Raw genomic sequence first — 21,380 nt, forward strand, 5'->3', positions numbered from 1 at the left:
CGACACCCTCGGCCCAGCCGTGCCACGGCAGATCGATACGCTGGGCCCATGCTGCTTCGTCTCTCCAACATCCCTCGCGACTACGCCTGGGGATCGCCCACCCTTCTGGCCGAGCTCGAGCGTCGACAGCCGAGCGGCTCCCCGGAGGCGGAGGTCTGGTTCGGCGATCACCCAGGAGACCCTGCCGATGTCGAAGACGGCTCGACGCTGGACGCCGTCACCGGGGGCACCCTTCCGTATCTGCTCAAGCTCCTCGCCGCCGGTGACCCGCTCTCGATCCAGGTGCATCCGACGATCGCACAGGCACGCGACGGCTGGGCACGGGAGACTCATCTCGCCGCTGACGACCCCACCCGCAACTACCGCGACGAGAACCACAAACCGGAGCTCATCGTGGCGCTCAGCGACCGCTTCGAGGCTCTCGGCGGGCTGCGTCCCGTCGCGGACACGCTGCGCCTTCTCGACAGTCTCGGTCCATCTTCCGCCGTCACAGCACTGCGCGTGCGCCTGTCGGCCGACGGGGACGCGCTGGGAGACGCAATCGCCTGGCTGCTCTCCGGCGCGGCGCAGGCCGAGGTGGCCGACATCATCGCGGCACTGGAGCACGCAGCATCCGACGAGTTCGCCCCCGAGCTGGACGCAGCGCGGAGGATCGCGGCTCGCAACCCCGGCGACGCCGGCGTCGTCGTGGCGCTCCTGATGAACTTCATCGTGCTCGGCCGCGGCGAGGGCATCTTCCTGCGCGCCGGGCTGCTGCACGCCTACGTCTCCGGCCTCGGCGTCGAGATCATGGCGGCCAGTGACAACGTCCTGCGCGGCGGGCTGACGCCCAAGCACATCGACGTGCCCGAACTGCTCTCGATTCTGGACACCACGCCGGGGACGGTTCCCGTTCTGCGCCCGGCGACCGCGGGTCCCGTGACGTCGTACCCCGTCGATGTCCCCGACTTCGCGCTGCGCCGTGTCGTGCTCGACGGAGCGCCGGTGTCCGTCGATGTCGTCGCCCCGGCGATGGTGCTGAGCGCCGGGGGAGAGGTGACCGTCGAGGGGGCGGATGCTGCGACCGTCACCGTGCCCGTCGGCCAGGTCGTCTTCGCCTCGGAGGGCGAACGCACCCTGGTGCTGTCGGGGGAGGGAGTCGCCTTCGTCGCCGAGCCGGGCGCGACACGCCGATGACACGCCGTGAACTTTCAATATGCGCTTGAGGGTTTACGATCCGCGACTTGACCGAGGCGAATGACACGGGTGTAATTAGTGGAGCAAAGCCCAGTGGGGGACTGTTATAGGGCAAGGAGAACGATATGACGGGTTACCGTTCCGACGTTCCCGAGAATTGGTTTGTCGATCCGGTCAATCTCGGGGTACCCGGGGTCAGGCGTCCAGAGCATGAAGCGGACACGGCTCTCGCGTGGCAGACCGACGCACTCTGCTCGCAGACCGACCCGGAAGCGTTCTTCCCTGAGAAGGGCGGCTCGACGCGCGATGCGAAGCGCATCTGCTCGTCCTGCGACGTACGCGGCGAATGCCTCGAGTACGCGCTGAACAACGATGAGCGCTTCGGCATCTGGGGCGGTCTCAGCGAGCGCGAGCGCCGCAAGCTCAAGCGTCAGGCCGGCTGAGCGGACTGCTTGGCGGCCACGCCGCGCGGGCTGACGATGTGGTCGAGTCCGAGCGCTTAGGCTGACCAGGCCATGCCAACCCGAGTCCATGCCATCATCGTCGCGCGTCCAGGACAGTCATCTCGTGCTCAGCTGCTGCGGACGCTCGATGCGCTGACGTTGCAGACGCGTCAGCCGGATGCGGTGACACTCGTCGTCTGCGGTGACGGAACGGCGGCTCGCGAGAGCGAGGTGATCGCGCGTTCGGTCGAGGGCATCATCGAAGCCCGGAGCAGCACATCGTTCGCCGAGGCCGTCGCCTACGCGCAGCCGCGTGTGGCCGACGACACCGCTGTGTGGCTGCTCGCGCACGACACGGCGCCGCACCCGCAGGCGCTGGCACAGCTCGCCGGTGCCCTCGAGCGTTCACCGTCCGCCTCGGTCGCCGCTCCCAAGCTCGTGGACGTCGACAACGATCGTGAACTTGTCAGCCTCGGCGTCACCATGACTCGTTGGGGTCGTTCCGTCGAACTGGCTGCGGGTGAACTCGACCAGAATCAGCACGACGGGCGCGAGGACGTCCTCGGCGCGGACATCCGCGGCACGCTCATCCGTGCAGAGGTGCGGCGCGATCTGCAGCCCGACCCGGCCCTGGGCGGAGCGGACGAGGGGCTCGACCTCGGCGTCCGAGCCCGTCTGGGCGGCGGACGAGTGGTCCTCGCGCCGAGCGCGCGGATCACGGTCAGCCCCGACGGACCGGCAGCGCTGCCGCAGGGTATGGCGCAGCGAGCCTTCGGCACGCGTCTCGCCCAGCTGCACCGCCGTCTCTCCTATGCTCCAGCGGCAGCCGTGCCCCTGCACTGGCTCACGCTGCTGCCGCTCGCCCTGTGGCGGACGATCGTCCACCTGATCGCGAAGCGTCCGGCGGCGGTGGCACCGGAGTGGGGTGCCGCTGTGACAGCGATGGCGCGCTTCGGTTCCGTCGCCAGATCGCGTCGCGGCATCCGCTCGCACCGAACGGCATCCTGGGCGAGCATCGCGCCGCTCCGCATCACCCGCGGTGAGCTGCACCGTCGCCTCGACGATGGGCACGGTAGCGAGGGCGGTGCCGTCAGCGAACTCGACTTCTTCTCGGGCGGCGGGGCATGGGCGGTTCTCGGCGCGCTGGTCGTGAGCGTGGCCGCCTTCACCACACTCCTCGCGTGGCCTGCCATCGGGGGCGGGGCGCTCCTTCCGATGCGCGACACGCTCGCAGGTCTCTGGGCGGATGCAGCCTGGGGTCAGCGCGGCCTGGGCATCGGAGTGACGGGGCCGGCGGATCCGTTCGCCGGCGTGCTCGCGGTCGTCGGTTCGCTGTGGCCTGGGGCTCCGTCCTTCGCGATGGTGCTGCTGTGGCTGGCGGCCCTGCCGCTGGCCGTTCTGGGCGGGTGGTTCGCCGCGACGCGCATCACGGATCGCGGGGGGCTGCGGATCTTCGGCGGCGTGGCCTGGGCGCTGGCGCCGACCTTCCTCACCGCCCTGATCGAGGGTCGGCCGGCAGCCGTGCTCCTGCATCTGCTGCTGCCGTGGCTCTTCCACACCGCAGTGGTCGCGCACCGCTCCTGGGGTGCGGCGGGTGCCGCATCGATCGTTCTCGCGGCGACTCTCGCGTGCGCGCCCTCGCTCGCCCCGGCGCTTCTCGTGCTCTGGCTGCTGGCGATCATCATCGTGCTCTCCCGCGCCTGGTTCCACGGTGCGGTCAGACTGCTCTGGATCCTGGTGCCGACCGCGGCCCTGTTCGCGCCGCTCATCGTCTGGCAGGTCCGACAGGGGAACATCTGGGCGGTGTTCGCCGACCCCGGTGCTGTGTGGGCGGGCCCCCAGGTCGCTGCCGATTCTGCCGGCCGGCTGCTGCTGGCCACCGGCTTCCCGACCACGGACCTCGCCGGGTGGATGGACGTCCTCGATCCGGCGCTCGCGGCTTGGGCTCCCATTCTCATCGCTCCTGTCGCGCTGCTGGCGCTCGCTGCCGCCGTCGCTCCACGATGGGGTGCCGGCATCGCTCTGCTCGGTGTCACGATGGCCGGCATCGCCACGTCTTTCCTCGCCGTCGGTGTGACGGTCAGTTTCGTCCAGGGCACCCCGGTCGAGATCTGGCCCGGTACCGGACTCAGCCTCGCGTGGGCCGGACTGATCGGGGGTGCGCTCGTCACGCTCGACACGGCGATCACGATGCCGAAGCTCCGCATCCTCGCCGTCACGTTGGCCGGCCTCTCACTCGCCGTCTGCGCGGTGCCGGCACTCACAGCCCTTCACGGCGACCGTACCGAGCTCACCAACGGCCCGGAGAGCACGCTCCCCGCCTATGTGGCTGCCGAAGCGCGCGGCGACCGCGAGATCTCGACTCTCGTGCTGACCCCGCAGAACAACGGTGGACTCGCAGCAGGCGTCGTCTGGGGGCCCAGCGAGACGCTCGGAGCGCAGACGACGATGCTCAGCACCGCGACAGCGCCGCAGGGGGTCGACGTCAGCGCTCTCGCGGTGGACCTCCTCTCCCCGCGCACCTTCGATGCGCCGGCCGAGCTTGCGGCTCACGGCATCCATTTCGTCCTTCTCGATCAGGTGAGCGGCCAGGAGTCGGACGCCGCGCGCGCCTTCCGGGTGGAAGCGATCACCGCACTCGACCAGCGCGCCGGATTCGTGAAGGTCGGCGAGACCGACAAGGGCGTGCTGTGGCGCCTGGACACCAAGCCGGCCGAGCGCGCCGACCTGACCCGCGCCGAAGGCGGCACGGCGAGCACGATCATCGCCGTCCAGCTCGTCCTTCTGCTTGCCGCCCTCCTGCTCGCGATCCCGACCCGTGCTTCCCGCCGTGCAGCTCGGGCGCAGTCCCGTATCGTCGGCCGGTCCTCTGAAGAGCCGATGATCCTGCCTCGCCGTCGTGAGGATCCGCCTCGTGAGCGCGCGGACGACGACGGTGATGATGATGACGAGGAGGACCGATGATCCAGAACCGAGCCGTCCGACTCGTCGCCACCGGTGCACGCTTCCTGACCGGAGCGGCGCTCGCTGTCGGCTGCGTCGTTGCCGTGGTGATCGCTGTCGCGCTGCCGTGGCCCGGCGCGCAGAGCGAACCCGCCCAGGTGTCCGTCACGCCGACGGCGGGCGACACCACTCTTGTCTGCTCCGGGGAGTTCCGCGCACTCGGACGCAACCCGGCGGATGCCGCGCAGCAGATGTCCGCCGGCACGCCGTCACTCACCGTCGGCAGCACCGGCGTCCTCGCCGACTCCGTGCTCGCTGCCCCTGAGATCGGCGAGTCCAGCGGCCCGAAGCGGTTCGTCGGCAGTGCGGAGCAGGGCGGTGCGGCACTCGTGGCCGCAGCGGAATCGCTCACTCTCGCCGCAGACGATCTGTCTGGCCTGGCGGCATCAGCATGTCGAGAGACGCGCACCGAGTCCTGGCTGGTCGGGGGCACGGTCGAGACGGGGACGAGCGACCTGATCATCCTGTCCAACCCCGGCGATGTGACCGCCACCGCGACGCTGACGGTGTTCGGTCCCACCGAGACGTCCACGACCACGCTCGTGCCGGCTGCGACGCAGGTCACCGTGCCGCTGTCGTCCGTCGCCGCCGGAACGCCGTCACCCGTCGTGCGAGTCACCGCTCAGGGCGCGCCGCTGCGCGCTGAGCTGCAGTCGTCGCTCATCCGCACCCTCGATCCCTCCGGCATCGATATCCAGGACTCCGCGGCCGCACCGAACGCGCGCATCGGCTTCGCAGGCATCCAGGTCCTGGACACCAGCGAGGACACCGCACTCACGCTTCTCCGGCTCATGGCCACCGACCAGGCGACCAAGGCGCGGATCGTCGTGCGATCGAACGGCACGGAAGTGATGCAGACCTCCGTCCCGCTCGACGCCCGCATTCCCGCCGAGGTGAATCTCGACCAGCTCGAGCCCGGCGTGTACAGCATCGACATCGAGGCGGATGCCTCGGTGGTCGGTGCGGTCCGTCAGACGACGGGAGCGGGCGCAGGAAGCGATTTCGCATGGACGCCGTCGGCGCCCGAGCTGCGCGGCGAGGTGTTCGTCGCTGTTCCCTCCGGCCCGAGCCCGCGCCTGCATCTGGCGAACTCGTCGGATGCAGATGCATCGATCACCCTGACCCCGACGGCGGGAGGCGCGGCTCAGGAGATCACGATTCCCGCCGGTGGCGACAGCCTTATGGACGTTCGCGCCGACCGGGTGTACGCGCTCACGACGGATCAGCCCGTTCGCGCTGCGGTGATGCTCTCCGGCGCGGATGCGCTGGCCGGATGGCCGGTGTGGCCGGGAGCAGCCGCGCAGGAGCCGATCACCGTCTACCCCTGATCACCCGTCGTCTCGTCGGACGGGCTCAGGGGCCGTCGGGGCCGAACTCCCACGGATCCTTGCCGACGTACTCGGCCGCCGCGCGGAAGACCGCGCTCTCGATGGCAACCCGCCGGTGCATGTCGTCATCGTGTCCCGGCGGCAGGAGGCGCTCGATCGGGATCCGGAAGACCACGATCCGCCGCTGATCGCGATCGATCTCCCAACGGGGGATGCCGTCCGCGTCGGGCTTCATCGGGAGCCCGCCGATCTCGAAGCGCACCTCCTGCAGTTCCGGCCAGGTGCCGCGGAGGAACTCGACCGCCGTGCCGATCGTCGCGTCGAACCGGTCGATGCGGCCGTCGAGCGGCGGAAGGGGCGGACGGACGACCTCACTGCGTCCGAGGCGTCCGTGGCGTCCGTGCCTGGCGCCGCGACGGGGAGGTGAGGCAGCGGTTCGACGGCGGGTCATGTCGAAAGTCTATGTGTTCCGCGCGGCATCCCGACCGGACCGGTCGCGCGGCCTACGCTGATGGAGATGGACGGACGACTCTGCTCGAAGGTGACCTGCGCACGCGAGGCTGTGGCCACGCTGACGTTCGACTACGGCGACCAGATGGCCGCTCTCGGGCCGCTCGGCGGCACTGATCATCCGCACGCCCACGACCTGTGCGCGCAGCACGCCGACCGGCTGTCTGTGCCGGCCGGCTGGATCGTCGTTCGCCACGAGGCGCTGCGCGCCTGACGGCCCTGACGTCCTGATCGAAGCGTCAGACCCCGACGCGTCGGCCGGTCAGCTTCTCAGCCCGCGCATCCGCTATCGCGAGTGCCCTGCGCTCCCTCTCGCGGCGCAGCACCGTGATGGCGACGAGCAGCTGCTCGGGGTGCGCCGCCGGCTGGGGCGAGATGTACGCGGACGATTCGGCAACGAGATCGTGCGCGACGCGAGCGCGAGCGGCGGGCGACATCCGCTCGGCGTGCTGCAGGAACTGGGAGATCCGTCGCGCCAGTCGATCGGGCATCCGCGCGACATCCGCGATCTGCGCCCATCCGGCCAATGCGGGCGGCATCACGGGCGAGAGCGGGACGAGCTTCGGCGTTCGCACACGCTGACTGTACGTGCCCGCGACGAGATCGCCCAGTCGCTGTGAGCGTGCGGTGAAGGCTCCGGACAGGATCGCGACGGCGCCCGCCGTCATGTAGATCTCGAGGACGCCGATCAGCGCGCGGATGAACGCGTGACGGAAGCCTGCCGCGCCGCCGTCCAGCCGCACGATGCGGCCGCCGACGGCCAGGCGACCCAGGCTCCTGCCTCGTGTGGCCAGTTCGACGACGATCGGCACGACGACGAAGCAGACGACGAGGGCGGCGACGGTCAGGATGCCGTCGATCGAACCGCCGATGATGCCGGAGACCACCAGCCACGTGCGGAGCCAGATGAAGAGCGCGAACAGCACCCAGCCGACGGCCATGTCGATCAGCGAGCCCAGGGCCCGCATGAAGAATCCGAGCGGCTGGACGTCGATCGCGACCGCTTCGCCGGAGAGGACCTCGTCGGCGGTGTCGATCGGCGTGGACATGAGTACAGTAAATCAGGTGGATGCCGATGCTCTCGCCGATGCGCGCCGCGCCGAGTGGGAACGACTGAACGAGCTCAGCCGCGCGCGCCTGGACGGCGAGGGCGTCGATGAGCTGATCGTGCGCTATCGCGCGGCATCCGCGGATCTCGCCGAGCTCAAGACCTCGGTCGGGGACTCGCCGCAGGGCGCGTACGTGTCATCCGTGCTTTCGAAGGCGCGCCTGCGCCTGACCGGTGCGTCCGACAGCATCCTGACCCAGATCGCCCGGTTCTTCGTCGACCAGCTCCCGGCGGCTCTGTACCGGCTGCGCTGGACCACCCTCGTGATCGCCGTGGTCTTCATCGCGATCACCGTACTGGTGGCGGCCTGGATCTCGGGCGATCCGGCGCTGGTGGCGACACTCGGGCCGGCGGACTTCCTCGAGCAGTACGCCGAGGAGACGTTCACCGGCTATTACACCGAGAATCCTGCGGCGGTGTTCGCCGGCATGGTGTGGACCAACAACGCCTGGATCGCCGCGCAGTGCGTGCTATTCGGCGTCACGGGTGTCTGGCCTGTGTACGTGATCGTGCAGAACGCGTTCGGCGTCGGCGTCTCCGCCGCCATCATGGCCGCACACGACCGCCTCGACGTCATGGTGCTGTACATCCTGCCGCACGGGATGCTGGAGCTCACGAGCATCTTCGTGGCGGCGGCCGCCGGCCTGCACCTGTTCTGGGCGTGGGTCGCTCCCGGCCGTCGTACCCGAGGCGCAGCCCTCGCCGAAGAGGGCAGGGCGCTGGCGACCGTGGCGATCGGGCTCGTGTTCGCGCTGTTCCTGTCCGGCCTCGTCGAGGGCTTCGTCACCGGCTGGTCGCTTCCGTGGCCGGTGAAGATCGGGATCGGAGCTGCCGCTCTCGCGGTGTTCCTCGTCTACATGCTGCTGGTCGGGCGTCGTGCGTACCGGCGCGGTGAGCGCGGAGACCTCCTCGAGTACGAAGCAGGGACCCCGCAGCTCACCGCCGGCTGAGCGTTTCTCGCGTCAGGCGCGCTTCCTGGCGTCGTGCACGACGGTGCCGTCGAGCAGCGTCTTGTACGCGACGCCGGCGAGCATTGCGCCGACGATCGGGAAGACGATGAACACCCACAGCTGCGAGAGCGGACCGACGCCGCCGTAGATCGCCGCGGCGATCGAGCGTGCCGGGTTCACCGAGGTGTTGTCCACCGGGATGCTGATGAGGTGGATGAGCGTCAGCGTGAGTCCGATCGCGAGCCCGGCGAATGGCGTCGGACGCAGCTTGTGGGTCGTGCCGAGGATCACGAACAGGAACACGGCAGTCAGTACGATCTCGATGATGATGGCCGCCCACATGCCGAATCCGCTGGGGGAGTGCTCTCCCCAGCCGTTGCTGGCGAATCCGGCGTCCTGTGCGGTGGTGAGCCATCCGTCCGGTCCGAACAGACCGATGAGCACGAGGATCGTGCTCGCGACGATGCCGCCGACGACCTGGGCGATGATGTAGCCGGGTACGTCGCGCCACGGGAGGCGTCCTGCGGCAGCGACACCGAGCGTGACAGCGGGGTTGAAGTGTCCGCCCGAGATCGGGCCGAACGCGTAGGCGCCGACGACCACCGTGAGGCCGAAGGCGAAGGCGACGGCCACATACACGGCGGAGCCTGAGCCCGGGTCGGTGAAGTGGTTGGAGGCGAACAGTGCGGTGCCGACGCCGCCGAGGACCAGCAGGAAGGTGCCGAGAGCTTCGGCGGTCAGTTTGGATCCGGTGGACGGGACCGGAGCTGCAGCTTCAGCGAGCGTTTCGCTCATGGAATTCCCTCTCGTCGGTTCGACCGGGATCGATCGAATTCAGGGCACATGCTAGTGGGGCCGGATGCCGAAGCATCCGACCCCACGCGCGAATCGACGATTCAGGGAATCAGCGGCTCACTCGCCGACGCCCACCGGCTCCGCGTTGTCGAACGCACGGCTGGTGAGCGCGCGCACGTCATCAGCGACCTTCTGGTCGACCTGGCCCCAATACCAGAAGAAGCGCTCCTGGATCGCAGGGACGGTCAGCGCGTCGTACTGACCGGCGAGGGTCTCGATGAAGCGCTGGCGCTCCTCGGCGGTGAAGACCTCGTTGATCAGCGTGCGCGCCTGGCCGAAGTCGTCGTCCTCTGCGTGCAGGGTCGCCGCCGTGCGGATGAGCGCGCCGTCGTTCTCCCAGCTCGCCTCGACACCGCGCTGCGGGTCGGCCTCGGGGCCACCGGCCGCACCATAGGAGTTCGGGGTGTAGACCCGGTGCTCTGCGGTGTTGAAGTGGTACTGCATGTTGCCCTCATGCATGTAGTTGCTGATGTGGGTGGCATGCGGCTGGTTGACCGGCAGCTGGTTGAAGTTCGTTCCGATGCGGTGACGCTGGGCGTCCGGGTAGGCGAACACGCGGGCCATGAGCATCTTGTCGGGCGAGATGCCGGTGCCCGGTACCTGGTTGCCCGGCGAGAAAGCGGCCTGCTCGATCTCGGCGAAGAAGTTGCGAGGGTTGCGGTTCAGCGTGAAGGTGCCGACCTTGATGCGCGGGTAGTCCTTCTTCGACCACGTCTTGGTGAGGTCGAACGGGTTGAAGCGGTACGTCTTGGCCTCTTCGTAGGGCATGACCTGAACGTAGACGTCCCACGACGGGTGATCGCCGTTCTCGATCGCCTCGTAGAGGTCGCGACGGTAGTAGTCGGCGTCCTGGCCGGCGATGCGCTCGGCCTCGTCGGAGAACATCGGCTCGACGCCCTGCTTGGTGAGGAAGTGGTACTGCACCCAGAAGCGCTCGCCCTCGGCGTTGACCCACTGGTAGGTGTGCGAGCCGTAGCCGTTCATGTGGCGCCACGAGCGCGGCAGACCGCGATCGCCCATGACGTAGGTGACCTGGTGGGCCGACTCGGGGGAGAGCGTCCAGAAGTCCCACTGCATGTCGGCGTCGCGCAGGGCGGAGCCGGTCAGGCGCTTCTGCGAGTGGATGAAGTCGGGGAACTTCATGCCGTCGCGCAGGAAGAACGTGGGGGTGTTGTTGCCCACGATGTCGAGGTTGCCCTCGGTGGTGTAGAAGCGCAGCGAGAATCCGCGCACGTCGCGCCACGTGTCGGGGGAGCCCTGCTCGCCGGCGACCGACGAGAAGCGCAGCAGCGTCTCGCTCGTGGCGCCGGGCTGGAAGACGGCAGCACGCGTGTACTGCGAGACGTCCTCGGTGACGACGAACTCACCGAAGGCTCCGCCGCCCTTGGCGTGCGGGTTGCGCTCCGGCACGCGCTCGCGGTTGAACGAGGCGAGCTTCTCGACCAGGTATCGGTCGTGCAGCGCGGTGATCCCGTCGGGACCGGACGTCAGCGAGTGTGCGTCGCTGGCGACAGGTGTTCCGGTCTGGGTGGTCGTGAAAGTCTTGTCAGTCATTTCACTTCTTCCTTTCGCAGTCGGAGCAGATGGCTCGGTAGGTCACAGAGGCTTCGATGATCCGCATCCCGTGGTCGTGGGACGGATGCAGGCAGGGGGCTTCGCCGACGGCGCACGCGACGTCTTCGACGCGGCCGCATTCGACGCACTGCAGGTGGTGGTGGTTGTCGAACTCGTCCTGCACCTCGTAGAGGGCGCTGCCGGCGTCGGGGAGGCTCACCTTGCGCACGATTCCAGCGCCGGTGAGGTCGCCCAGGATGCCGTGAACGGTGGGCAGGGCCACACCGCTGAGCCGGTCGCGCAATGAGGAGAAGACGGTCTCCGCCGAGGCGTGCGGCCGAGCGGCCAATGCTTCGAGAACGGCGACGCGCTGCACCGTGACACGCAGACCAGCGGCGCGCAGGCGCTCGGGTGCTTCATGCGGGGCGGCGATTGTCATCGCATCCATTGTAGCCTTTTTCTGAATCATTCACAAAAAGGAAACTCGGTTGCCGTGGGGGTTCGGATCGCGAACTGTGTCGGTGTCGCGCACGCATAGCGGCGATATCTGCGACCCGAGGGTCTGGATCGTCCTCCACAGAACAGCGGTGGTCGTTCAGGTAGCGAATCGTGCCGCTGTGACGGGCTCACAGCGGCGAATTTTGCGACCTGAACAGACCGGGCGGATGCTCCGACCTCAGAGACGTCCGGCGGCCTTGAGTTCGAGATACCGGTCGGCGATCTTCGGCGGAAGCTCCTCCGGATCGGCGGCGATGGCCTCGCCGCCTGCGCGACGGATGGCATCCGCGACGTTCTCCGCATCGCGGATGGTGCGTTCTGCGGCGGCCGCGAGATAGATGTCCTCGCGGGAGTCGCGCCGCATGGCGAGCTCTCCGACCGCATCGTCGGTGACGGAGCCGACGAGCACGGTCGTGGCGCGAGAGGCGTTGGGGAACGCGCCCAGGAAGCTGCGAGCGGACTCGGCGGCGTCCTGCGCGGTGAGGACGACGATCAGTGACGGCCGTGTGGTGAGCGTCCGGATCGCCGCGAACGCACCGCCCCAGTCGGTGTCGACGAGCCGGGCGTGCACCGGTGCCATGGCGTCCGTGATCGCCTGCAGGAGTCCGGGGCCGTCGACGCCGGTGACGCGGCCGCGCACGACGCGGTCGTACATCAGCAGATGCACGTGATCGCCCGCTCTCGCGGCGAGGGCTGCGAGCAGGAGGGACGCCTCGAGCGCGGCATCCAGACGGGTGCTGTCGCCGACGCGGGCGGCCGCGGTCCGTCCGGTGTCGATCAGGATGACGACGTGCCGGTCGCGCTCGGGTCGCCAGGTGCGCAGCATCGTCGTCCCCGCGCGGGCGGTCGCGCGCCAATCGATCGAGCGCACGTCGTCGCCTCGGACGTATTCGCGCAGCGAGTCGAATTCGGTGCCCTGCCCACGGACCTGAATGCTGGTGTTGCCGTCGAGTTCACGCAACCGCGCCAGACGTGACGGCAGGTGCTTGCGGGAGGCGAATGCCGGCAGCACGCGGAGGGCGCCGCGCACCTCATGCCTGGCCTGCCTGCCGCCGAGGCCCAGCGGCCCCCGCGAGCGGATGAAGACGAAGGTGCTCACGAGCTCGCCGCGACGACGGGGGAGGAGGGGCACGGTCAGCCGGCGCCGCTCGTCGGCTGGAACGACGAACCGCATCCGCTCGGGACTCGCCCCGGCCGTCGGCTGCCAGGCGTCCCTGATCAGCGCGTTCAGGGTCCGCTGTCCGTGGTTGTGCAGCACCAGCTCGGCGTCGATCGGCTCGCCGATGCGAGCACGCGCAGGCACTCGTCTGGTCACGGTGACCGTACGGGCGCTCGCCGCCAGGGACACGTCGATCGCGAGCAGGATGCCGCACAGCACGAGCCATCCGCCGATGACCGCCCACACCGGTGCACCCGCGATGGCGAGGGCCACGACGGGGACGAGTCCGATCCCGGTGAGGAGGGCGAGGCGGAGGGTGATGAACACTTAGATCGGCACCCGGGTCTGCTGGATCACCGATGCGAGCACGGCGTCCGCCGAGACGCCCTCCATCTCGGCATCCGGTCGCAGCTGCAGTCGGTGCCGCCAGACCGGAACGAGCATGGTCTGCACATGATCGGGGGTGACTGCGGTGGACCCGTTCAGCCACGCCCACGCCTTCGCGGCCGCGAGCAGCGCGGTCGAGGCGCGCGGGCTCGCGCCCAGCAGCACGGACGGGGACTGGCGGGTAGCACGGGCCAGGTCCACGACGTAGCCGAGCACCTCATCGGTGACCTCGACGCGGGCCGCTGCATCCTGAGCGGCACGGATCTCCTCCGCGGTGACGGCCGACTCGACGCCCGTGAGCTCGCGCGGCGAGAAGCCGCCGGCGTGCAGCCGCAGCACCGTGACCTCGGCGTCGCGCTCCGGCATCCCCACGACGAGCTTCATGAGGAAGCGGTCGAGTTGCGCTTCGGGCAGAGAATACGTGCCCTCGTGCTCGATCGGATTCTGCGTCGCAGCGACCAGGAAGGGGTCGGGCAGGTCGCGGCTCTCGCCGTCGGCCGACACCTGCCGCTCCTCCATCGCCTCCAGCAGAGCGGCCTGGGTCTTGGGCGGGGTGCGGTTGATCTCGTCGGCGAGCAGGATGTTCGTGAACACCGGCCCCTGGCGGAACTCGAACTCGCCGGTTCTCGCGTCGTACACGAGCGAACCCGTGACGTCACCCGGCATCAGGTCGGGGGTGAACTGGACGCGCTTGGTGTCCAGACCCAGCGCCCGCGCGAACGATCGCACGACCAGCGTCTTGGCGACACCGGGTACGCCCTCGAGCAGCACATGGCCGCGGGCGAGCAGGCACACCAGAAGTCCGGTGACGGTTCCTGCCTGGCCGACCACGGCCTTGTCGACCTCGGTGCGCACGCGGTGCATGGCCTTGCGCAGCTGAGCGTCATCGAACGCTGCTGGAGCGGCGCCGGTCACGGACTCGTCTGTATCGGTCACTGGGTGTTCCTTTCCACGTGCACGGCGGAATCGACCGCCGTCTCGAGTTCTGCGAGTCGACGGGCAGTGTCGACGAGTTCGGAGTCGTTGGCGGGCAGAGGCCCGGCGAGGAGGTCGTGCAGGGAGCCGCGCGGTATGCGCAGACGATCGGATGCCGCATCCGCGACTTCGACGGGCGTCGAGCGAGCCGTCAGGCCCAGACGCGTCGCGAGGCGCCGCAGCGAGCCGTCCCGCAGCGCGGCGGCGGCATGCGCCGCGTCGCCCGCCTTGGCCGTCAGGCGCGCACGTCCGTGCATCGTCTCGGATGCGCGAACCGTGACCGGGAGCGTCTCGGTGACGAGGGGGCCGAACCGCTGACCCCCTGCGATGCCGGCGACGATCCCGGCGAGCAGCAGCAGGAGGATCGCCGGCGTCACCCAGGGTGGGGTGAGGCTCGCGAGCGTGTCTGGCGTCTGCGCTTCGATGTCGGTGTCCGCGAGCGATGGCACGTACCAGACGACGTGACCGGTCTGACCGAGAAGCGCGAGCCCGAGTGCCGCGTTGCCGTTCTCGGCGAGATGCTCGTTGCTGAAGAGTGACGCACCCTCGATCATCACGGTTCGGATGCCGGCCCGATCATCGATGAGCAGCCCGGCGGCCCCGTCGTCAGAGAAGCATCCGGTGACACCGTCCGCCGGCGCGAAGAAGCGGTCGGGTCGCACCGTGCCGATGTTGGCGAACTCCGGCACATCGCAACCCGCAGCGAGCGCCTCGGCGACGGGCGGGGCCGCATTCTCGCCGAGGTCGAGCAGACGCAGGATCCGTGAGGCGCTGGAGAGGAGCACCGTGTGGTTCGCAGGTTCGATGAGCTCTCGGACCGCGTCGTCCGACAGGGCGTACGGATCGGCCATCACGAGGGTGGTGTCGTCCGATATCGCAGCTTGCGCGTCCCCGCGGGTACGCGCCACGGTGATCTCCACGCCCTGATCGCGCAGCAGCTCGGCCAGGGCGAGAGTGCCGGAATCCTTGGCGCTCTCGGGATCCAGACCATCGCGGGAATCAGGGGCTCCGAAGGAGAGCGCGCTGATGATCAGGGCGAAGACGACGACGGCCGCAGCGATCGCCGCCCAGCCCAGGACCGAGCGCAGTCGGCCCTTCTCGCGAACCGCGGTGCCGGTCGTAAGAACCGTTATGTCGGTCATGCGGGCACGCTCTCGGGGGAGCGCTGCTCGGGCCCGCGCACGGCGGGATGCGCCTTCGAGACGGCATCGTCGATGCTCACCAGCTCGCGGTAGCTCTTCTCGGATGCCGGATGCTGCAGATAGCGCACCTGATCGAACGCGCTCGCCGCGGCGGCGAGTTCTGCGTGCAGCGATCCGAGCTCGGCAGCGCCTTCGCGTGCGATCGCCTGCGCGGTCGCACCGGGCGCGGGGTCGACGATGTCGCGTTCGAGCAGACCGCGTGCGAGCGCACGGAAGCGCAGCACCGTCGCCGCGTCCCAGTCGCCCTCTCGAGCTCTGCGCTCGGCGTCTGTTCGCAGCTGCGACGCTGTGCGGTCGTCGCGCTCCCCGAGCAGCTCGCCGCCGCGGCGCCTCACCCGTCGCGAGGCGCGCGGTCGTCCCCACAGGATGAGGACCGTGATGAGTGCGGCGACGATGACGACCGTGACGATCACGAGGGCAGTGCTGCCGACCTGCTGCCCCGTGTCCGGCGAGAAGAGCCCGGAGACGAACTCCGCGATGTCCTCCGCCAGGTAGTCGAACCACGTCGGCTTCGCATCGGCGTAGCGCGGATTCTGCAGCTCCTGCTCGGCCCAACGGCGCGCGTCGTCACCGTCCGGAGCGTACGGATCGTTCGCGAGAAGGCTGGCGAGGAAGATCATGCCCCGTGATGCCCCGGCGGTGGTGGCGGAGGAGCTTGCGGTGGGGCGTATGGAGCGGGCGGGGGTGCCTCGCCCGCGGCATACGGCTGCGGCGGGTACTGCGGAATCGGCTGCGCCGGATACTCCTGCGCCGGATACTGCGGTGCCCCCGCGTACTGATCCCAGCCCACCGGAGACGCGGCGTACTGCGGAGTCTGCGCGGGCGGTGGGGCGCTGCTGACGGCCCGCTCAGGGTCGACGGCGAACGGATCGCCGAGCTCTGCGTCCGTCGCGCCGAGGTCGCGCCGCTCGAGATAAGTGATCAGGCTGTGGTCGAGACCTTCGTAGCGCATGCGGCAGTCGAGGTAGATGAACGCACCGGCGGCGCACTGCACGACGATCGCGACGGCCTGCAGGACGTACACGAGCAGTTGCGGGGCGACGCCGGCGAGCATCCCCATCGCGAAGGTCGTGACCTCGTCCGCACCGCCGGTGGGGGCTATCACGGGCAGCAGCAGCGTGCCGAGCAGCGACAGCGGAACGCTGATGACGCTCACTGCGATGCTCATGATGATGCTGATCAGGAACATCACGCCGAAGGTGTTCCAGAACCTGCCACGGGTCAGTCGCCATGACCGCACCAGGGCGGGCCGCAGTCGCGCGTGCTCGAGGACGAGCACGGAGGGGACGAGGAGCAGCTTCGTGCTCAGCCACACCCAGAGCGGAATCGCGGCCAGGACGACGAGGATGCCGATCACCACGGTGACCGCTACGCCCTCGCCGGAGCCGCCGACGCCGGCCATCACGCCGAGGGCGATGATCCCGCCGATCACGACCATGAGGACGATCGCGGCCAGCGCCTGCAGCAGGCTCCAGCCGATCAGGCGCCAGAACGCAGGGCGCATCCGCTTCCAGAGGCGTCCGAGCGGGGCCTTCTGTCCCAGTGCGGCTTCGCCGATGTCGGCCGCGACGACGCCCTGCATGACCGCGGTGAACGCGAGGCTCACGAAGCTCATCGCCAGGACGACGAGGCCGTTGATGGCGATCGTCCCCCACAGCACGGGGTAGAAATCCGGGTTGCTCGGCGACAGCGACTCGATGCGAGCGAACGTGGCGAGTGCCACGGCGCCGACGACGACGAGCGTGACGACGGCGATGACGAGCTGGATGACGATCGCGAACCCGAACAGCACCTTGGGGTTGTGCCGCAGCGCGGCGAACGGCTTTCCGATCAGGGCGCCGAACGTCAGCGGATGGAGCGGGACGAGTCCGGCCTTGACCGCCGGTGTCCAGTTCTGTGCGCTCATCGAGCTCCCCTCCCAGGTGCACGACCATCGTGTCATATCCGTCGCCTGCCGCCGTGAACGGATCGGAAGCGCTACCGTGATCGAAATGTTGTCATGAAGTACGCTGGGGAACGACCGCGTTCAGCCTTCACTCGAACGGCGGCGCGCCTGGGTAGAAAGATGGGGCTGGGATCAGATGACCTCACGGATCCTCGTGGTCGACGACGATACCGCGCTGGCCGAGATGATCGGCATCGTGCTGCGCACCGAGGGCTTCGAGCCCGTCTTCTGCGCCGATGGTGCGGAGGCCGTCGAGGAGTGGCGCACCCAGCACCCTGACCTCGTGCTCCTCGACCTCATGCTCCCCGGTATGGACGGCATCGAGATCTGCACCCGCATCCGCGCCGAATCCGGCATCCCGATCATCATGCTCACGGCTCGCGGCGACACGGCCGACGTGGTTCGGGGTCTCGAGGTCGGTGCCGACGACTACATGGTCAAGCCCTTCAACCCGAAGGAGCTCGTCGCGCGCATCCGCACCCGGCTGCGCCCGGTCACCCAGGCGATCAGCGAGATCCTGCGCATCGGCGACCTCGTCGTCGACGTCGACGCGCACGAAGTGCGCCGCGGCACCACGCCGATCCCTCTCACGCCGCTCGAGTTCCAGCTGCTGGTGGCGCTGGCATCCAAGCCCCAGCAGGTGTTCTCGCGCGAGATGCTGCTCGAACAGGTGTGGGGCTACCACTACAAGGCCGACACGCGACTCGTCAACGTGCACGTGCAGCGCCTGCGCGCCAAGGTCGAGCTCGACCCGGACGCGCCGAAGATCGTCATGACGGTCCGCGGCGTCGGTTACCGGGCCGGGAGCGTCAGCTAGGGACCCGAACCGATGAGGAGCGCGCGTTGATCGCGACGAGCGCGACGCCGACGGCCGCCGTGGTGTGGCGCGATCCGCGGAGCTGGCCGGAGGTCGCCGCCACGTTGTGGCGTCGTTCGCTGCGGTTCCGCACCATCACGATCACGCTGCTGTTGACCACGATGGCGATCTTCATCACCAGCGTGATCATGGCCCTGGTGATCCAGAACAACCTGTTCGAGTCGCGCCGTGACGAGGTGCTCTCCGATGCGCTGCGGGCCGTCGCGGAGGCGCAGAACCGCGTCGACGCGGCGGAGGTCACGGACGACCCTTCCGGCCTGCGTGCGCTGTGGACGGATGTGCAGGAGACGATCCCGCGGGCGTCCTCGTCGTCGCGCGTCTACGCCTCTCCGATCGACGACACGCCGGTCGGCAGCGGCGTGCAGGGATTCCGCACCGATCTGAGCGCCGACCTGATCAGCCCCGGCCTGCGCGAGCGCGTGGTGTCGTTCCCCGACCGTCAGTCGTGGCAGTCGATCGCCATCCCCATGCCCGATGGGTCGGTGGCGCCGGGCATCGTCGTCGGCCAGCAGCTGTTCCTGCCAGGCGTCGGCGCGTTCGAGGTGTACATCGCGTACGACCTCGCCGACTCGCAGCAGACGCTGCAGTTCGTGCAGAGCACGCTGTGGGCGGCCGGGTTCGTGCTCATCGCGATCGTGGCGGTGATCTCGTGGCTCGTGCTCCGCCTCGTGTCCAAGCCGATCATCGAAGCCTCGGAGACCAGCGCCCGGCTCGCGGCGGGCGACCTCGACGTGCGGCTGCCCGTGCACGGCGAGGACGAGCTTGCGACGCTCGCACAGTCGTTCAACGCGATGGCCGACAGCATCGAGGCCCAGATCAAAGAGCTCGGCGAGCTCTCGCTCGTGCAGCAGCGATTCGTCTCGGACGTCTCGCACGAGCTCCGCACGCCGCTGACGACCATCCGGCTCGCGGCCGACATGCTCAACGATCAGCGTGACCAGTTCGACCCCACGACCTCCCGCACCGCCGAGCTGCTCTACACGCAGGTCCAGCGGTTCGAGACGCTGCTGAGCGACCTGCTCGAGATCAGCCGCTACGACGCGGGGTCCGTGCAGCTCGAGCTGGACGCCACCAGCCTCGCCGAGCTCGCCGAGGATGTCATCGAGCAGATGCGTCCGCTCGCCGAAGAGCGCGGCTCCGAGCTGCGTCTGGTCGCACCGGGCGGATATTCGCCGGTCGAGATGGACCCGCGGCGCGTGCGCCGCGTGCTGCGGAACCTCATCGGCAACGCGATCGAGCACGGGGAGCAGCATCCGATCGTGATCACGGTGGACAGCAACCAGTACGCCGTCGCCGTCGGCGTCCGCGACTTCGGCCTGGGCATGACACCGGAGGACGCCGAGCGCGTGTTCGACCGGTTCTGGCGCGCCGATCCCTCGCGCCAGCGCACGATCGGCGGAACGGGCCTGGGGCTGTCGATCGCGCTGGGGGATGCCACGCTGCACGGCGGCACCCTGGCGGTCTGGTCCGAGCTCACCGTCGGCACGAACTTCGTGCTGACGATCCCGCGTGATCCTGCGCAGCGCGATGGCACCTCACCCGTGTCGCTCGAGCCGCAGGAGAGCATCGCGGACGTCGGTCCGCTGACACAGCCCATTCAGCTGACGGAGCTGCGCGAGATGTACTTCGACGCACGATCGGAGGACGACTCATGACCCGTTGGCATCGCCGCTTGAGCATCGTGGCTTTCGCCGCGCTGACCGCCGTCCTCGCCGGATGCACGAGTCTGCCGAGCGCCGGAGAGGTCAACGTGGGGCTCGTCCTGGACGACGTCGACCTCGACCCCGACATCAGCCAGATCGCCGCGAGGCCGCTCGAGGGGGCGAGCCCGGCAGAGATCGTCGAAGGATTCCTGGACGCTGCGCTCACGCCAGACAACGGGTGGGCGATCGCACGGGAGTTCCTGAGCCCTGAGTTCGCGGCGACCTGGCGGCCCAGCGCCGGCGTGACGATCGATTCCGGCGCCGGAATGCGGGAGTTCTCATCGGATCTGGAGAGCGACGACGCCGAAACGGGCGACGTGAGCGTGGTGCTCGACCTCGTCGCCCGAGTCGATGAGGACGGCGCGTACGCCGAACTGCCAGGAGACGAATCCGTCGCATCCTTCGCCGTCGCCAAGAACGACGAGGGGGAGTGGCGCATCACCGAGGCGGCGGACGGCATCGTGCTGGATGCCGGCGCGTTCGAACAGGTGTATCGGCAATATCCACTGCAGTACTTCGATCAGAGCTGGACGCACCTGGTGCCTGACCTCCGGTGGTATCCGCGCAGGCAGACGATCGCGACCACCCTCACGCAGGCGCTGCTCGACGGAAGCCCTGGCGAGTGGCTCGCTCCTGCGGTCCGCAGCGCATTTCCTGGTGATGTCTCGTTGGCGAGCGACTCGGTGCCGATCAGCCCCGAGAAGATCGCCACCGTAGAACTGACGGCCGCGGCGGCGGCGTTGGACGATCGGCAGCTCTCTCGCATGCGGACACAGCTCGAGGCGACTCTCCGGCCGGCGGGTGTGACCGAGGTGCGGCTGCTCGTCAACGGTCGCGATCTCGGTGCGGGAACGGCCGCCGTGGAGACGGGACGCGCCGAGTCCAGCCCCGTCGTCCTCACTGAAGACGCGTTCGGATCGTTCGTCGGGCAGGAGATCACGCCGTACGACGGAATCAGCGACCAGATCATCGAGGTCGCCTCGTCGGTCGCTGCCGTGGATGTCGCAGCGGATGACTCGCTGGCGGCCATGCAGTTCAAGAACGGCGCGATCTACATCGTCGAAGACGGGCAGGTCAACCAGATCCCCACCAGACCGGGGCAGATCGCGCCGTCGATAGACCCGTACGGCTACACCTGGACCGTGCCGAGGGCGTCGCCGCACGACGTCGAGGCCTGGCGGTCCGATGTCACCTCGGTCAAGGTCGCAGAGGCATTCCCCGGTGCCTCATCCATCATGCAGCTGCGCGTCGCGTCCGACGGCGTGCGCCTGGCAGCCGTGATCAGCGTCGGCGGCCAGCGCTGGATCGCGCTCGCCGCGATCACCCGCGACGACGCGCACGCGCCGGTCGCGCTCGGCGATGTGCACCTGGTGGCGCAGATCGACGGCACACCCCTTGCGCTGTCGTGGATCGGCGAGGACGCTCTCGGCGTCCTCATTCAGGACGAGTCCGCTCATCTCGTGGTCACGCAGAGCGTGGGAGGCCCAGGGACCGCGGCTGCCGCGCCCAGCGGCGCCCTCATGCTCTCCGGCGGCCGCACGAACTCCGCGCTGCGCATCCTCGGCGATGAGGGCGTGCTGTACGCCCAGCGCGGCACGACGTGGCAGCTGGGGCTCTCCGGAGTGCTGGTGCTCGGCACGCACGCCGGACAGTAGGCGCGCGCCAGGCAGGCGACTCGTCCTGCACAGGAGCGCGTCGTCCGCAGGT

The 21,380-nt window shown here is 69.1% G+C and carries 19 protein-coding genes; 9 read left to right on the top strand and 10 right to left on the bottom strand.

Annotation, left to right across the window (positions count from 1 at the left end; all coding sequences use genetic code 11):
- Positions 1–48: 48 nt before the first annotated feature.
- The 4 genes from manA to LQZ87_RS04235 all read left to right on the top strand — a co-directional run bounded on the left by manA (position 49) and on the right by LQZ87_RS04235 (position 5,950).
- Positions 49–1,176 (top strand): mannose-6-phosphate isomerase, class I, encoded by a 1,128-nt coding sequence (gene manA / locus LQZ87_RS04220; protein WP_230102203.1) that lies wholly within the window; start codon positions 49–51, stop codon positions 1,174–1,176.
- 125 nt (positions 1,177–1,301) lie between these two features.
- Positions 1,302–1,619, top strand: coding sequence for a WhiB family transcriptional regulator (locus tag LQZ87_RS04225; RefSeq protein ID WP_230102204.1), 318 nt, complete (start codon positions 1,302–1,304; stop codon positions 1,617–1,619).
- A gap of 72 nt (positions 1,620–1,691) precedes the next feature.
- Entirely contained in the window at positions 1,692–4,583 is a 2,892-nt protein-coding gene (locus LQZ87_RS04230; protein WP_230102205.1) for a glycosyltransferase, read from the top strand.
- A complete protein-coding gene (locus LQZ87_RS04235; RefSeq protein WP_230102206.1) occupies positions 4,580–5,950 on the top strand; it encodes a DUF5719 family protein in 1,371 nt (456 codons plus the stop codon). Before LQZ87_RS04230 ends, LQZ87_RS04235 begins: the two co-directional genes overlap by 4 nt.
- Before the next feature lie 25 nt (positions 5,951–5,975).
- Here the strand turns inward: LQZ87_RS04235 and LQZ87_RS04240 are convergent, their stop codons facing one another.
- Positions 5,976–6,401, bottom strand: coding sequence for a hypothetical protein (locus tag LQZ87_RS04240; RefSeq protein ID WP_230102207.1), 426 nt, complete (start codon positions 6,399–6,401; stop codon positions 5,976–5,978).
- Positions 6,402–6,467: 66 nt separating this feature from the next.
- Here LQZ87_RS04240 and LQZ87_RS04245 point away from each other — a divergent pair, with 66 nt between their 5' ends.
- Entirely contained in the window at positions 6,468–6,674 is a 207-nt protein-coding gene (locus LQZ87_RS04245) for a DUF3499 family protein (RefSeq protein WP_147037642.1), read from the top strand.
- Between the two features lie 25 nt (positions 6,675–6,699).
- Here the strand turns inward: LQZ87_RS04245 and LQZ87_RS04250 are convergent, their stop codons facing one another.
- Positions 6,700–7,509: an RDD family protein gene (locus LQZ87_RS04250; protein WP_230102208.1), complete on the bottom strand. Its 810-nt coding sequence runs from the start codon at positions 7,507–7,509 to the stop codon at positions 6,700–6,702.
- 16 nt (positions 7,510–7,525) lie between these two features.
- Here LQZ87_RS04250 and LQZ87_RS04255 point away from each other — a divergent pair, with 16 nt between their 5' ends.
- The gene (locus LQZ87_RS04255; RefSeq protein ID WP_230102343.1) at positions 7,526–8,518 is read left to right on the top strand and encodes a stage II sporulation protein M; all 993 of its coding nucleotides are present in this window, start codon (positions 7,526–7,528) and stop codon (positions 8,516–8,518) included.
- A 12-nt stretch (positions 8,519–8,530) separates the two neighbouring features.
- Here LQZ87_RS04255 and aqpZ read toward each other — a convergent pair whose 3' ends face one another.
- The 8 genes from aqpZ to LQZ87_RS04295 form a co-directional block, all read right to left on the bottom strand.
- Positions 8,531–9,313 (bottom strand): aquaporin Z, encoded by a 783-nt coding sequence (gene aqpZ, locus LQZ87_RS04260; protein WP_230102209.1) that lies wholly within the window; start codon positions 9,311–9,313, stop codon positions 8,531–8,533.
- Positions 9,314–9,430: 117 nt separating this feature from the next.
- Positions 9,431–10,927 carry a catalase gene (locus LQZ87_RS04265; protein WP_230102210.1) on the bottom strand — a complete coding sequence of 499 codons (1,497 nt, stop codon included), beginning with the start codon at positions 10,925–10,927 and terminating at the stop codon, positions 9,431–9,433.
- Between the two features lies 1 nt (position 10,928).
- Positions 10,929–11,366, bottom strand: a complete 438-nt coding sequence (locus LQZ87_RS04270) for a Fur family transcriptional regulator (protein WP_230102211.1) — start codon at positions 11,364–11,366, stop codon at positions 10,929–10,931.
- A 237-nt stretch (positions 11,367–11,603) separates the two neighbouring features.
- On the bottom strand, positions 11,604–12,911 hold the full coding sequence (locus LQZ87_RS04275; protein WP_230102212.1) for a DUF58 domain-containing protein: 1,308 nt from the start codon (positions 12,909–12,911) through the stop codon (positions 11,604–11,606).
- Positions 12,912–13,835 (bottom strand): MoxR family ATPase, encoded by a 924-nt coding sequence (locus LQZ87_RS04280; RefSeq protein WP_230102344.1) that lies wholly within the window; start codon positions 13,833–13,835, stop codon positions 12,912–12,914.
- Positions 13,836–13,903: 68 nt separating this feature from the next.
- Positions 13,904–15,088 carry a DUF4350 domain-containing protein gene (locus tag LQZ87_RS04285; protein WP_230102213.1) on the bottom strand — a complete coding sequence of 395 codons (1,185 nt, stop codon included), beginning with the start codon at positions 15,086–15,088 and terminating at the stop codon, positions 13,904–13,906.
- Positions 15,085–15,768, bottom strand: coding sequence for a DUF4129 domain-containing protein (locus LQZ87_RS04290; RefSeq protein WP_230102214.1), 684 nt, complete (start codon positions 15,766–15,768; stop codon positions 15,085–15,087). Before LQZ87_RS04290 ends, LQZ87_RS04285 begins: the two co-directional genes overlap by 4 nt.
- Positions 15,765–17,054 (bottom strand): hypothetical protein, encoded by a 1,290-nt coding sequence (locus tag LQZ87_RS04295; RefSeq protein ID WP_230102215.1) that lies wholly within the window; start codon positions 17,052–17,054, stop codon positions 15,765–15,767. The genes LQZ87_RS04290 and LQZ87_RS04295 overlap by 4 nt, the downstream gene beginning before the upstream one ends.
- 175 nt (positions 17,055–17,229) lie before the next feature.
- Between LQZ87_RS04295 and mtrA the strand changes: the two genes are divergently transcribed.
- The 3 genes from mtrA to LQZ87_RS04310 are packed head-to-tail and all read left to right on the top strand — an operon-like array spanning position 17,230 to position 21,328.
- Positions 17,230–17,910, top strand: a complete 681-nt coding sequence (gene mtrA / locus LQZ87_RS04300) for an MtrAB system response regulator MtrA (RefSeq protein WP_230102216.1) — start codon at positions 17,230–17,232, stop codon at positions 17,908–17,910.
- 26 nt (positions 17,911–17,936) lie between these two features.
- On the top strand, positions 17,937–19,625 hold the full coding sequence (gene mtrB, locus LQZ87_RS04305) for an MtrAB system histidine kinase MtrB (protein ID WP_230102217.1): 1,689 nt from the start codon (positions 17,937–17,939) through the stop codon (positions 19,623–19,625).
- The gene (locus tag LQZ87_RS04310) at positions 19,622–21,328 is read left to right on the top strand and encodes an LpqB family beta-propeller domain-containing protein (RefSeq protein ID WP_230102218.1); all 1,707 of its coding nucleotides are present in this window, start codon (positions 19,622–19,624) and stop codon (positions 21,326–21,328) included. The genes mtrB and LQZ87_RS04310 overlap by 4 nt, the downstream gene beginning before the upstream one ends.
- Positions 21,329–21,380 lie beyond the last annotated feature (52 nt).

The organism is Microbacterium sp. Bi121 (assembly GCF_918698005.1).
GTDB lineage: Bacteria > Actinomycetota > Actinomycetes > Actinomycetales > Microbacteriaceae > Microbacterium.